Source organism: Actinoplanes derwentensis (genome assembly GCF_900104725.1).
GTDB lineage: Bacteria > Actinomycetota > Actinomycetes > Mycobacteriales > Micromonosporaceae > Actinoplanes > Actinoplanes derwentensis.
Map to the genome: position 1 here is coordinate 8164008 of NZ_LT629758.1, position 13108 is coordinate 8177115.

General features: G+C 70.6%; 10 protein-coding genes and 1 pseudogene. 7 read left to right on the forward strand and 4 right to left on the reverse strand.

What is annotated here, in order from left to right; genetic code table 11:
* Positions 1-88 precede the first annotated feature (88 nt).
* A complete protein-coding gene (locus BLU81_RS36260; RefSeq protein WP_092551800.1) occupies positions 89-1486 on the forward strand; it encodes a trypsin-like serine peptidase in 1398 nt (465 codons plus the stop codon).
* 10 nt (positions 1487-1496) lie between these two features.
* Entirely contained in the window at positions 1497-2198 is a 702-nt protein-coding gene (locus BLU81_RS36265) for a phosphatase PAP2 family protein (protein ID WP_092551803.1), read from the forward strand.
* Positions 2199-2204: 6 nt separating this feature from the next.
* Here the strand turns inward: BLU81_RS36265 and nagA are convergent, their stop codons facing one another.
* Genes nagA through BLU81_RS36280 form a run of 3 tightly spaced genes read right to left on the reverse strand, consistent with a single transcriptional unit; the run spans position 2205 to position 5145 of the window.
* The gene (gene nagA, locus BLU81_RS36270; RefSeq protein WP_092551806.1) at positions 2205-3302 is read right to left on the reverse strand and encodes an N-acetylglucosamine-6-phosphate deacetylase; all 1098 of its coding nucleotides are present in this window, start codon (positions 3300-3302) and stop codon (positions 2205-2207) included.
* On the reverse strand, positions 3299-4213 hold the full coding sequence (locus BLU81_RS36275; protein WP_092551809.1) for an ROK family protein: 915 nt from the start codon (positions 4211-4213) through the stop codon (positions 3299-3301). The genes nagA and BLU81_RS36275 overlap by 4 nt, the downstream gene beginning before the upstream one ends.
* Positions 4214-4221: 8 nt before the next feature.
* Positions 4222-5145: an SIS domain-containing protein gene (locus tag BLU81_RS36280; RefSeq protein WP_092551812.1), complete on the reverse strand. Its 924-nt coding sequence runs from the start codon at positions 5143-5145 to the stop codon at positions 4222-4224.
* Between the two features lie 190 nt (positions 5146-5335).
* Between BLU81_RS36280 and BLU81_RS36285 the strand changes: the two genes are divergently transcribed.
* Together BLU81_RS36285 and BLU81_RS36290 are read left to right on the forward strand one after the other, a co-directional pair.
* A complete protein-coding gene (locus BLU81_RS36285) occupies positions 5336-6121 on the forward strand; it encodes a DeoR/GlpR family DNA-binding transcription regulator (protein WP_092551815.1) in 786 nt (261 codons plus the stop codon).
* 175 nt (positions 6122-6296) lie between these two features.
* A pseudogene (locus BLU81_RS36290) lies at positions 6297-6524 on the forward strand (DUF3263 domain-containing protein); the annotation flags it as partial.
* On the opposite strand, the gene BLU81_RS36295 reads toward BLU81_RS36290, so the two are convergent.
* Positions 6521-8731 carry an AAA family ATPase gene (locus BLU81_RS36295; RefSeq protein WP_092551821.1) on the reverse strand — a complete coding sequence of 737 codons (2211 nt, stop codon included), beginning with the start codon at positions 8729-8731 and terminating at the stop codon, positions 6521-6523. The pseudogene BLU81_RS36290 and the gene BLU81_RS36295 sit on opposite strands and share 4 nt — an antisense overlap.
* 70 nt (positions 8732-8801) lie before the next feature.
* Between BLU81_RS36295 and BLU81_RS36300 the strand changes: the two genes are divergently transcribed.
* From BLU81_RS36300 to BLU81_RS36310, 3 genes are read left to right on the forward strand one after another with little or no spacing between them, the layout of a single operon-like run.
* On the forward strand, positions 8802-9428 hold the full coding sequence (locus BLU81_RS36300; RefSeq protein WP_092551824.1) for a hypothetical protein: 627 nt from the start codon (positions 8802-8804) through the stop codon (positions 9426-9428).
* 47 nt (positions 9429-9475) lie between these two features.
* Positions 9476-12193 carry an alpha/beta fold hydrolase gene (locus BLU81_RS36305; RefSeq protein WP_092551827.1) on the forward strand — a complete coding sequence of 906 codons (2718 nt, stop codon included), beginning with the start codon at positions 9476-9478 and terminating at the stop codon, positions 12191-12193.
* Positions 12190-13062, forward strand: coding sequence for an ABC transporter permease (locus tag BLU81_RS36310; protein WP_092551830.1), 873 nt, complete (start codon positions 12190-12192; stop codon positions 13060-13062). The genes BLU81_RS36305 and BLU81_RS36310 overlap by 4 nt, the downstream gene beginning before the upstream one ends.
* Positions 13063-13108 lie beyond the last annotated feature (46 nt).

Consider the following 13108-nt stretch of genomic DNA (forward strand, 5'->3'; position numbering starts at 1 on the left):
TTCCCAGTGTGCCGGTTTCCGCGGCGCGTCGTGCCCGCACGTGGCTCGTTACACAGGTGCGAAACGGCCCACGACGTACGGGAGTGGCATGCGACGCAAGGCAGGCATCGTCATCGGAGCGTGCGCCGCCCTGGTGCTGGCCGGTTCGGCCGGTGCGCTGGTGGCCCGGACCAGCGAGAACCCGGCCGGAACTTGGAACGAAGCCGCGGCGGCGGTGCCCCGGACAGTGGATACGCCGGTCGCCGAGAACACCACCACACCGGCCACACCAGTCACTTCGGCCACACCCGCCACCGTCATCCCCTCGCATGTCACGTCGACCACAGTGGCCCCGCCGGCCCCGCCGGCCCCGCCGGCCTCTCGGGCGCCGAAGAAGAAGACGAAGTCCGAATCGGCGCGCCGTCCTCTGGAGTCGGCGACCGTTCCACCGGCCGGGCGCCAGCGGATCGGCTCACTGCAGCGGGTCGACGAACTGCTCGGCTACCTGGCCGGCCCGAAACGCCAGGAGTTCGCCTATCCCGGTGCCTCGTACGTGAAAGTGCACTTCGAACGGCTCGACATGTTGCCCGGCGACTACGTGACCGTGTCTAATCCGGCCGGTACCGAGTCGTACCGCTACGAGAACGACGCCGACGGCCGCTGGGCCATGTCGGTCACCGGGGACACCGCGATCGTCGAGGTGCACCGCGAGTCCGGCGCCACCGGCACCCTCAGTAGCCTCGGTGTCGACATCGACCAGGTGGCGCGCGGTGACCGGCTGGAGCACCGGCGCGAGGAATCGGTCAAGGTCGGCCCGGCGGGACCTGGGCGCGAGGAATCCGTCTGCGGCACCGACACCTCGTCCGACGCGGTCTGTTACGAGTCGAAGGACCCGATCGCCTACACCAAGTCGAAGGCGATCGCCCGGCTGCTGATCAACGGTACCGAGCTGTGCACCGGCTGGCGGGTCGGCGCCAAGAACCGCATGATCACCAACAATCACTGCCTCACCAACTCGAACGAGGCGTACGACACCGAAGTGTGGTTCAACTACCAGTGCGCCAAGTGCGGTGGCTCCGACGTCTTCAAACCGACGAAAGTCTGGGGCGACAAGGTGCTGGCCACCGACAAGACGTACGACTTCACACTCTTCAGCGTCGACGGCTTCGACAAGATCCAGAAGTTCGGCTATCTCACCCTCGACACGGCCCGGCCCAAACGCGGCCAGGAGTTGTACGTCCCGCAGCACCCGGCCGGTGAACCCGCCAAGATCGCCGGCAGCAAGGGTGAGGCGGCCAGCAACTGCGCCGTCGACAATCCCGACTACACCGGTTACGCGGCCCACTCCGACGTCTCGTACTTCTGCGACACCGCCGGCGGCTCGTCCGGTTCACCGGTGATCTCCCGCGCCACCAACCGGGTGGTAGCGCTGCACCACTTCGGCGGCTGCCCCAACTCCGGCGTCCGCGGCGACTTGCTGGCCGGCCGGTTGCGCGCGTACCTCTAGTTTTGTAGAGGTGAACGACAAGATCAGCCGCTCCTGGTGGCCCGACCTGCTGGCCCTGGCCGCCTTCGCCGCGCTGACCGTGGCCCTGGCGAACGGTCACCTGCTGTCAGTGGACCAGCGGGTCGCCGACTGGGCCCTGGCCGGCCAGTCCAGCCCGTTCTACTGGACCGCCCGAGTCTTCAACTACCTGGGCCAGGGCGCGCAGGTGCTGATGCCGGTGGCGGTGATCCTGACGTTCCTGCTGTGGCGCCGGACCCGCTCGATCCGCGCGGTGCTGCCGTTCGCGGCAGCCTTCTTGTTGACCATGTTCACGATCGGCCCGGCGAAGATCTTCTTCGACCGGGCGGCCCCGCGATTCGACGGGCCCGACAAGGCGATCCTGTTCAACCCGGCTGCTTTCGGCGATGAGGCGATGAGCTACCCGTCAGGCCACGTCGCCAACTCGTTCGTCTGGTACGCCGTGATCGCGATGCTTCTGGCCGCAGTCCTGAACCGCTCCCTTTCCCGTAGGGAGAACCTGCTGGTCCGGGCCCTTCCTGTGATGATCGTCTTCGTCACCACGGTCTACACCGGCTTCCACTGGCTCACCGACTCGATCGCCGCCCTCTTCCTCGGCTTCGTCCTGGCCCGCCTCCTGCAGCGCGTTCCGTTCGACGCCATCCCCCTGCCGCGGGCACTGGGGCGCTGGACCCAGCCCGCCGGATTGCAGTGATCCGGTTCAGCTGATCCGGGTGCCGGATCGGAGGACCGACTTCAGGGTCAGGTCGGGGGTCAGGATCACCAGGTCGGCTCGGAGGCCGGGGGTCAGGGCGCCGAGGGTCTTGGTGAGGCCGAGCAGCCGGGCCGGGGTGGTCGAGGCCATCCGGGCCGCGTCGATCAAGGGCAGGCCGGCGGTGACCGCGTTGCGCAGGGCCACGTCCATGGTCAGGGTGCTGCCAGCGATCGAGCCGTTCACAGCAAGGCGGGCCACCCGGTCGGCGACGATCACTTCCTGGCCGCCCAGTTCGTACCGGCCGTCGGGCATGCCGGTGGCGTCCATCGCGTCGGTGATCAGGATGGCGCGGTCCGGGCCGGCGTCGCGGGCGGCGAACGCCAGCATCCCGGGGTGCAGGTGGATGTTGTCGGCGATCAGTTCGACGGTGGCGGTGGAGGAGAGCAGGCCGACGACCGGGCCGGGTTCGCGGTGGTGCAGTGGGCGCATGCCGTTGAACAGGTGGGTGGCGACGGTCGCTCCGGCCGCCACTCCGGCGTGGGTCTGGTCGTACGTCGCGTCGGTGTGCCCGATCGCCGCCAGCACATCGTGGTCCCGCAGGTAGGTGATGGCTTCCAGGGCACCGGGCAGCTCCGGGGCGATGGTCATCATCCGAACCACCCCGGAGCCTTCCGAAACCAGTTCGGTGATCTCGGCCATCGACGGGTCCCGTAGAAACGCCGGGTTCTGCGCCCCGCACCGGATCCCGGAGAGGTACGGCCCCTCGAAGTGGATCCCGGCGAGTGTCCCGTCGTCGACCAGCGGCCGGTAGTCGTCCACCGCCGAGCGCATCAGGGCGAAGGGCGAACTGACCAGGCTGGCCATGATCGTCGTGGTCCCGTGCCGCAGGTGGAAGGCGGCCGCCTCGCGGGCCGCCGGGGCCGAGCCGGTGGTGAACGTGTGCCCGCCGCCGCCGTGGCAGTGCAGGTCGACGAAGCCGGGCACGATCACGTCGTCGCCCGCGGTTTCGTCCGGCACGATCGCCGCGATCAGGTCGTCGTCGAGGTCCAGATGCCCGGTGACGACGGCGTCGGGGGTGACGATCCGGCCGGAGACGCGGGTCACGAGGCCTCCTTCAGGGAGTCGAGCGCGAGTAGGGCGGAGCCCAGGCAGCCGGCGGCGTCGCCCAGTTCGGCCCGGACGATCTCGGGGGTGCGGTGGAAGGTGACCCGCTTGGCGAATGCTTCCCGGACCGGGAGCAGCAGGTCGTCGCGGGCTTCGGCGAGTCCGCCGCCGAGCACGATCACGCCGGCGTCGTAGAGCGTCTGCGCGATCAGCAGCCCGTCGGCGAGGGCGTCGACGGCGTCCTGCCAGACCCGGCGGGCCAGTTCGTCGCCGCGCGCGGCCCGGGTGGCCACGTCGAACGCGGTGGCACCGGGTTCACCGGACAGTTCCGCGTACCGCCGCCCGACGGATTTGGCCGACGCCTCCGACTCCAGGCATCCGCGCTGGCCGCAGCCACACAGCGCGCCGCCGGGGCGGATCACGATGTGGCCCAGTTCGCCGGCCGCGCCGTGCGCCCCGGGGTAGCCGGTGCCGTCGACGATGAGCCCGCCGGCGATTCCGGTGCCGATGGCCACGAACAGCACGTGCCGTCGTCCCCGGCCGGCACCCAGGCGGGCTTCGGCCAGGGCCCCGACACGCACGTCGTGGCCGAGGGCGGTGGGCAGCCCGAGGCGGCGCACGGCGAGATCCCGCAGCGGTACGTCGCGGAAGCCGATGTTCGACGACCACACCGCGACGCCGTTCAACTCGTCGACGACACCCGGCACGGCGATCCCGGCCGCGACCGGGGTGAACCCTTGCGCGCGAGCCCGGTCCGCCAGTGCCGAAGCCACCGACAGGATCGTCTCGGTGACCGCCTCCGGGCCGCGTTCGGCCCGGGTCGGGTGGCGTTCCTCGTGGTGGACCGTGCCGTCCGGGCGAACCAGTGCGCACTTCATACCCGTGCCGCCCACGTCGAGGGCGACGACCATCTCAAGGCTCACGTGAGGACGACGGAACGGCTGAGATTGCGGGGGTGGTCGGGGTCGACGCCCTGAGTGGTGGCCAAGGCCAGGGCGACCCGCTGGGCCAGGATCAGGTCGGCCATCGGGTCCAGCGGCGCGCGGCCGGTGGTCCAGCGGCCGATCGCGCCGTAACCGCCGTGATGCCGGCTGTGCACGAAGGCGGCACCGGTGTGCTCCACCTCTTCGGCGAGCCCGGCCGGGACGTCACCGAACGACCAGACCACGCGGCGCGGCCCGGCGATCGCGATGGGCCCGTGCCGGTAGTCCATGGCCGGGTACGACTCGGTCCAGAATCCGGCGGTCTCGCGGCACTTCAGCGCGGCCTCCTCGGCGAGCCCGACGGTCCAGCCCTGGCCGATGAAGGTGATCTGGTCGACCAGTGACGGGTGCACCGGCAGGGGCAGGCGGATCGCCACTTCGGCGTCGGCCGCGGCGGCCTCGATGTCGTGGCCGAGGTGGGCGCGCAGGGTGGCGAGCACGCTGGTGGCGAACCGGGTCTGCACGACCGACTTCTCGTCGGCGAAGTCGAGCACGACGGCGTCACCGGCGATCTGGGCAGCCGGTTCGGAGCGGTCGGCGGTGAGGACGGTGACCGGGGTGTTCGCGTTGACGGTGCGCATCACGCCGAGGGTCTCGGTGGTGGTGCCCGATCGGGTGATCGCGACGAGCCGGTCGTAGCGCCGCCCGAAGGGGAAGTCGGAGGCCTGGAACGCGTCGGTCTCGCCGTGCCCGGTCTGTTCGCGGAGCGCCGCGTACGCCTTGGCCATGAACCAGGAGGTCCCGCAACCGACGACGGCGACCCGTTCGCCGCGGGCGGGAAGCCCCGGTGACCCGGCTAGTTTCGCCGCTTGCCGCCAGCACTCGGGTTGTGTGGCGATCTCCGTTTTGACATGGCTCATGGCTGTTCCTCACCGGTAGGTGCTGCGCATTAGCGCTCGGTTCCCGGGTATTTCGCGCGTTATTGTGCTCACGAGGCCCATGCCGGGGCAAGGACCAAAGGGCCTACGCGCAGCAGGAGGCTTTGCTTCCGGGTCTTTCGCGCACTAATGTGCACACACTTATCATGAAACGTGCATCGCGGAGGCTTGGGTGGACCGGTACGCGCGGTGGAATGCCCTGCTCGAGCTACTCACCGAGAGCGGCCGGGTGACGGTCGAAGAGGCTTCGGAACGTCTCGAGGTGTCGCAAGCCACCATCCGCCGCGACTTCGATCAGCTCGCGCAGCAACAGATGATCACTCGGACCCGGGGCGGTGCGGTCGCCAACGGCGTGTCCTACGACCTGCCGCTGCGGTACAAGAGCGCCAAGCACTCGGCCGAGAAGCAGCGCATCGGTGAGGCCGCCGCACGTCTCGTCACCCCCGGCACGGTTGTCGGGCTGAACGGCGGCACCACCATCACCGAGGTCGCCCGGGCCCTCGCGGTCCGCCCCGACCTCAACGCCGGTGGCGAGGGTTCCCAGCTCACGGTCGTCACCAACGCCCTGAACATCGCCAACGAGCTGCTGCTCCGCTCCCGGATGAAGATCGTGGTAGCCGGTGGGGTGGTCCGCCCGCAGTCGTTCGAGGTGGTCGGCCCGCTGGGTGGGGCGCTCCTCAAGGAGGTCACCCTCGACATCGTGCTGCTCGGCGTCGACGCCCTGGACGTGGAGCTGGGCGCGGCCTCGCACCACGAGGGCGAGGCGTCGATGAACAGCCTGATGGTGGCCCGGGCCAAGCGGGTCGTGGTGATCGCCGACTCGTCCAAGCTGGGCGGTCACGCCTTCGCCCGGATCTGCCCGATCGCCAAGGTGGAGACCCTGGTCACCGACTCGGGTGCCCCGGCCGCGACGATCGCCGCCTTCCGGGAGGCCGGTGTGGACGTCATCACGGCATAATCAGGACATTCTGTAGCGATGCGGTGACCTGGTGTAGCCTCCTATGCTGAGGGAATCCGTGATCACTGATGCCGTGCGAGGGAGTTTCATGCAGCCCGCCGCCGACCCGACCGGAGAAGAGCAGCAGCTGATCCCCGCCCCGCGAGAGGCGGAGCCGGCTGAGCCGTCGGAGCCGAGCCTGACCGAGCGTGAGCTGGAGATCCTCGTTTTCGAGGGCCGTTGGTGGAAACACGCCGGCGCCAAGGAACAGGCCATCCGGGACACCTTCGGCCTGTCCTCGACGCGTTACTACCAACTGCTCAACGGCCTGCTCGACAACCCGGCCGCGCTGGCGAAGGACCCGGTTCTGGTCGGCCGACTGCGCCGCCTCCGATCCACCCGGGCCCGTACCAGACGCCGTTAGGGTTGGTGGGTCTCGGCGTAATTCGCCAGCCAGGCCACCTGCTCCGGGTCGAGAGACGCCCGGACCCGTTTCCGGGCGGTCGCCACGTTGGCGGCGGTGACCGTGGTGGCCTCCAGCGAGTCGCGCATCGCGGACAGCGCCGACTCCCGGATCAGCGCCGCACAGTCCGCCGCCGAGAAGCCCTCCAGGTCCGCCCCGAGCGCGACCAGGTCGACAGCCGGATCCAGCGGCACCGCCTTGGACGACGCCCGCAGGATCGCGGTCCGTGCCTCGGCGTCCGGCGGCGGCACGAAGACCAGGCGTTCCAGCCGGCCGGGCCGTAACATCGCCGGATCGATCAGGTCGGGCCGGTTGGTGGCCCCGATCACCACCACGTTGCGCAGGTCCTCGACGCCGTCCAGTTCGGTCAGCAGCGCCGCCACCACCCGGTCGGTGACCCCGCCGTCGGAGCCCTGGCCCCGGGCCGGGGCCAGCGCGTCGATCTCGTCGAGGAAGACCAGGGTCGGGGCCGCCTCCCGGGCCCGCCGGAACAGTTCCCGCACCGCCCGCTCGCTGTCACCGACCCACTTGCTGAGCAGTTCGGCGCCCTTCACCGACAGCACGTTGGCCTTACCCGTACCGGCGATGGCCTTGACCAGGTAGGTCTTGCCGCAACCGGGCGGGCCGTAGAGCAGCACCCCGCGCGGCGGCGACACTCCGAGACGGGCGAACGTGTCCGGATAGGTCAACGGCCACAGCACCGACTCGGTGAGCATCTGCTTGACCTCGACCATGTCGCCGACGTCGTCCAGGGTGACGGCCGCGACCTCCAGGGTGGACTCGGCCATCGAGGTCGGCCGGACCACTTCCAGGGCGGCCTCGAAATCGGCCATCGTGACGATCGGTGAGGCGTCCTCGCCGACCGCGACGACGCGGAGTGCCGCCCGGACCCCCGCTTCGCGGGCCAGAGCGCCCAGGTCGGCGGCGACGAACCCGGGAGTACGCCCGGCGACGTCGTCCAGCCGCACGTCCTCGGCCAGCGGCATCCCCCTGGTCAGGACGCTGAGCTGCTCCCGGCGCATCGCGGCGTCCGGCAGCGCCACGGTCAACTGCACGGCCAGCAGTTCGGGGGCGCGCAGCACCGGGTCGACCGACTCCGGTTTGCTGGTGGTGCAGACGACTGCTGTCCCCTCGGCGAGAGTCGCGGCCAGCACCTGCCGGAACACCGTGGAGATCGGCCCCGGTTCCTCACGCGGGGCCAGCGCCTCCACGTCCGAGATGAGCAGCACGGCCGGCTGCTCGCCCCGGACCTCGGCGGCCAGCTCGCGCAACCGCGCGGCCGCCGCACTGTTGGTGAGGGCCGCCAGCTCGGGCGCCCAGACCGGCCGGACCTTCGCACCGACCGCCGCGCCCACCGCGCGGACCAGCGCGGACTTCCCGGACCCGGACGGGCCGGAGATCAGCACCCCGAGAGTCACCCGGGTGCCCAGCCGGGCCAGCACCTCCCGGTGGTGGAAACCGAGGTCGAGCAGTTCCTCCAGCTCCTTGGCCTGGGACCGGAGACCGGGCAGGTCGTCGAGGCTGGGCGGCGGCACTTCGGGATCGGTCGAAGCGGGCGCCCCGGCCGCGGCGGCCGGTGTGGTCGCCGGAGTGCTCGCGACCGGGCCGTCCTGCCAGGCCACCACGGTGTCCATGGTCACCAGTGCGGCCGGATGAGACACCTCGGTCACCGACAGCAGGGTGCTGGTCCAGGCGTACCCCACTCGATTGGCCAGGCTCTTGCGGGCCGCCTCGACCAGCTGGCGGTTCCCGGCGGCCGGTAACACGTCCTGCGGAAGCAGTGACACGTCGTCACCGGTGCTGACCACCTTGCCGAGCAGAGCCAGCCGCAGCATCTCCGGGGAGACCACCGCGACCACCTCGGCCGAACCGGTGAGCGTCACCCGCTGGGCCGCCACCACCGGGATCGGCGTGACCGTGACCTGGCCGCCGTCCCGCATCCCGAGGTTGCCCAGGGTGAGGTCGTCGGCGTAGAGCAGACCCCGCCCGGCGGTTGCCTCGGCCCGCGCCACGATGCCGGCGGTGACCCGGTTCCCGGCCAGCCGCACCGGATCACCCGGGCGCAGGGCGAGCGCCGCCATCACCTCCGGATGCAGCCGTACGATCCCGCGTCGCGCGTCCAGCGCAGCGGGTCGCAGGGTGACGGTCAGCGTGAGATCATCAGCCACCGTGCATGCCTCCGATGTGTTCGTCTGGGGCTTGGCTCGTCAACGCTAACCGCCCGGGGGTAATCCGTTCATGAGGCTCCATCAGCTTGTCGTCCCGTCGATCGCACTGGCACTGCTCGCCGGGTGCACCGACGACCCACCGGCCACACCGGTCGCGGGCGCGAGCGCACCAGGGATCGCGCCGTCCGAGGTCGTGGTCGCGCCGGACGTGTCCCTGGACGTGCCGGCGGGTGACCCGGCCTCGCTCCCGCCCCGCCCCGAGCCCGGTGACGAGGGCGGCCGGAACCAGCCGAGCGCGACCGGCCTCGGCCCGTACCAGATCGGCGAATCGCAGGCCGAGATGGTCGCCGACGAGATCGTCACCGGCACGGTGGCGGCGAACGGCTGCATCGCCGGCAGTGTCTTCTACGGCTCGCCGAAGATCCGGTTCGTCGGCGGAACCCTGGCCGAGGTCCGGACCACCTCCGTCAACGCGAGCACCGCGGCGGGCGTGACGATCGGCGCGGACCAGGCGAAGGTGCAGGCTGCCTACCCGTCCGGCAAGGCGGTGACCGGCGCCGCCGGCGTCACCGGCTGGGAGATCGTCGACGGCACGAACGCTCTGCTGGTGGAGATCACCGCCGGAAAGGTGACGGCCATCACCGGTGGTGTGGCCACCACGGTCGAGCAGAACTTCACCAGCGGCCAGGCCTGCTGAGAGCATTCACAGGCACCGCTCAGCCGCTTCCGGCTAGCGTGTGCGCCATGTCTGCCCTGTTCGCCGGTTCACGCCGTGCGTCACCCTGGCTCAATCGGCGCCGGGTCGTTCCCGCGGCGGCCGCCCTCGCGGTTCTGGCCGCCGCGGCGGTCTGGGCCGTCCGCCCGTCATCCGAGCCGTGGACCAGTGAGGATCTGCGGCTCGCCGGTGACGCGGTGGAGTTGGACGCCCGCTTCTACCTGCCCGCCGACCGGGACTCAAAGGTGCCCGCGGTCCTGCTGGCGCACGGTTTCGGCGGCACCAAGGACTCGGTCCGTTCGGACGCCGAGTCGCTGGCCGAGCAGGGTTACGCGGTCCTGACCTACACTGCCCGCGGTTTCGGCCGCAGCACCGGGCAGATCCACCTGGACAGCCCGGATCACGAGGTCAAGGACGCACAGCTGCTGCTCGACTGGCTGGCGACCCGTCCCGAGGTGGTCACCGACGCCGCGAACGACCCGAAGGTCGCCGTGGTCGGCGGCTCCTACGGCGGTGCCCTGGCCCTGCTGCTCGCCGGCCAGGACCAGCGGGTCGACGCGATCGTCCCGCAGATCACCTGGAACGACCTGAGCGAGTCCCTGGTCCCGGGCGGCGTCTTCAAGAAGAGCTGGGCCGGTTACTTCTTCGGCAACGGTGCCGCGACCCTGACGCTGGGCGGCGGCCGTGGCCAGGAGCAGGGCGATCCCGCCTGTGGCCGGTTCGCCGAGGACGTCTGCAAGGCCTACCTGCAGATGGCCACCACCGGTATCCCGGACGAGACCACTACCGCGCTGCTGCGCGAGTCCAGCCCGGCCACCGTGCTCGACAAGATCAAGGCGCCGACGCTGCTGATCCAGGGCGCGGTCGACAGCCTCTTCCCGCTCTCCGAGGCGGACGCCAACGCCAAGGGCATCGCCGCGACCGGCACCCCGGTCAAGGTCGCCTGGTTCACCGGCGGCCACGACGGCGGCGAGGGCCCCGGCACCGACTCGGACCGGGTGAAATACCTCACGCTCCAGTGGCTGGAGCACTACCTCAAGGGCGACGGCGACACGCCGAGTGACGCCTTCACCTGGTCGCGGGTGGCCGGGTTCAGCGCGATGGACCGGGATCTGGTCACCAACGGTTACTCCGCGGACGCGTACCCGGGAATCGCCGGAACCGGCACCGCCGACGTCGCGCTCACCGGGGCGGCGCAGCCGATCGCCAACCCGCCGAACGGCAACCCCGGCGCCATCTCCTCGTTGCCCGGTATCGGCGGCCGGCTGACCTCGCTGCTCAGCGGCGGTGTCGCGATGGACATCCCCGGACAGCACGCCAACTGGGAGTCCGCCCCGCTGACCGGCTCGATCGACGTGGCCGGTGCGCCGACGGTGAAACTGCGGGCCGCGTCACCGACCGGCGAGGCGACCCTCTTCGTCAAGCTCTACGACGTAGACCCGAACGGCACGTCCACGCTCAGTGCCGGTCTGGTGGCGCCGATCCGGCTCACCGGCCTGCCAGCCGACGTCGGCCAGGCCCAGCCGGTCACCGTCACGCTGCCGGCGATCGTCCGGCAGATCGAGGCGGGTCACACGATCCGGATCACCGTCGCCACCTCCGACCAGGCCTTCCTCAGCCCGGCCACGCCGGCCGTCTACACCGTGGCGGTGGAGTCCACGCTCACGCTGCCCACTCTGGTCGGCACCCCGATCGCCGATCCCGGCAGCATCTGGTGGTACGCCCTGGCCGGTGTCCTCGGCGTGATCGTTCTCGGTCTGCTGGTGCTGCTGCTGATCCGCCGGGCGCTGCACCGCCGCCGGGACGTGACGATCGTCGCCGAACACGCCGACACCCCGCTCGTGGTGAACGGGCTGCGCAAGGCGTACGGCGACGGTTTCGTGGCGGTCCAGGAGATCAGTTTCACGGTCCAGCGCGGCCAGGTCGTCGGCCTGCTCGGCCCGAACGGTGCCGGCAAGACCACCACCCTGCGGGTGCTGATGGGCCTGACCCAGCCGACCGCCGGCGAGATCTTCGTCTTCGGGCACCGGCTGGTCTCCGGCGCCCCGATCCTGTCCCGGGTCGGCGCGCTGGTCGAAGGCCCCGGTTTCCTGCCGCACCTGAGCGGTTACGAGAACCTGAAGGCGTACTGGCAGGCCACCGGCCGCCCGTGGGCGGACGCCCGGTTCGACGAGGCCCTGGAGATCGCCGGCCTGGGCGACTCGGTGCACCGCAAGACCCGCAAGTACAGCCACGGCATGCGCCAGCGTCTGGCCATCGCTCAGGCCATGCTCGGCCTGCCCGAACTGCTGGTCCTCGACGAGCCGACGGACGGTCTCGACCCGCCGCAGATCGCCGAGATGCGCCGGGTCCTGCAGCGGTACGCCACCGACGGCCGCGCGGTGCTGGTCTCCAGCCACCTGCTCGCCGAGGTGGAACAGACCTGCACCCACGCGGTGGTGGTCAACAAGGGCCGGATCGTGGCGTCCGGCCCGGTCGACGACATCGTCGGCGACTCGCCGTCGGTGCAGCTCGACGTCTCCGACGTGCCGGCCGCGACCCGGGTCCTGGAGGAGCTGGGCGTGCTCTCGGTCAAGACCGAAGGCACCAGCCTGATCGTCGAGATGAACGGCACCGCCCGCTCCGAGGTGGTCGCGTCCCTGGTCGGAGCCGGTGTCGGCGTCGACCGCCTGGTGCCGCGCCGGCGCCTGGAAGACGCGTTCCTGTCCCTGGTCGGCGACAACTCCCGAGGAAGTGGGGACCGATGACCACCGTCGAAGCGGCCGCGGGCTACAAGGCCTCGCGCACGTTGCCGATCTGGGCGGAGGTGCGCCGCCAGGCGTCCCGCCGCCGTACCCAGCTCAGCCTCGGTTTCATGGTGCTGCTGCCGGTGATCGTGCTGCTCGCCTTCGAGTTCGGCGGCGGCCGGCGCGACGACGACGGGGACGGCGGTGGTGGCGGCGCGTTCAGCAGCATGGCCGACCTGGCCACCTCCGGCGGATTGAACTTCGCCCTCTTCGGCCTGGCCGTCTCGGCGAGTTTCCTGCTGGTCGTGGTGGTGGCGCTGTTCTTCGGCGACACGGTGGCCAGCGAGGCGAGCTGGGGCAGCCTGCGCTACCTGCTGGCGATCCCGGTGCCCCGCGCCCGGTTGCTCGGCGCCAAGCTGATCGTGGCCGGCGGTTACTCGCTGCTGGCTCTGCTCCTGCTTACCGGCACCGGCCTGCTGATCGGCACGCTGCGTTACGGCTGGTCCCCACTCGGCAGCACCATCGCCGCCGAGATCTCCCCGGCCGAGGGTGTGCTGCGACTGCTCGGCATCACCGCGTACCTGGCCACCACGATGCTGGTGGTGGCCGGTCTGGCCTTCCTGCTGTCGGTCCTGACCGACGCGGCGCTGGGCGCGGTCGGCGGTGCCGTCCTGCTCTGGATCATGTCGACCATCCTCGACCAGATCGATGCACTGGGTGACATCCGCAACGCCCTCCCCACCCACTACACCGACGCGTGGATGGGCCTGCTCTCCACACCGGTGCAGACCGAGGACATGGCAAAGGGCGCGATCTCCGCGATCATCTACGCGACCATCTTCTGGGGGGCGGCCTTCTACCGGTTCACCCGCAAGGACGTCACTTCTTGATTTTGTACGAATAGGAAAAGCCCAGTGATCAGCGGCGGCAGATGCG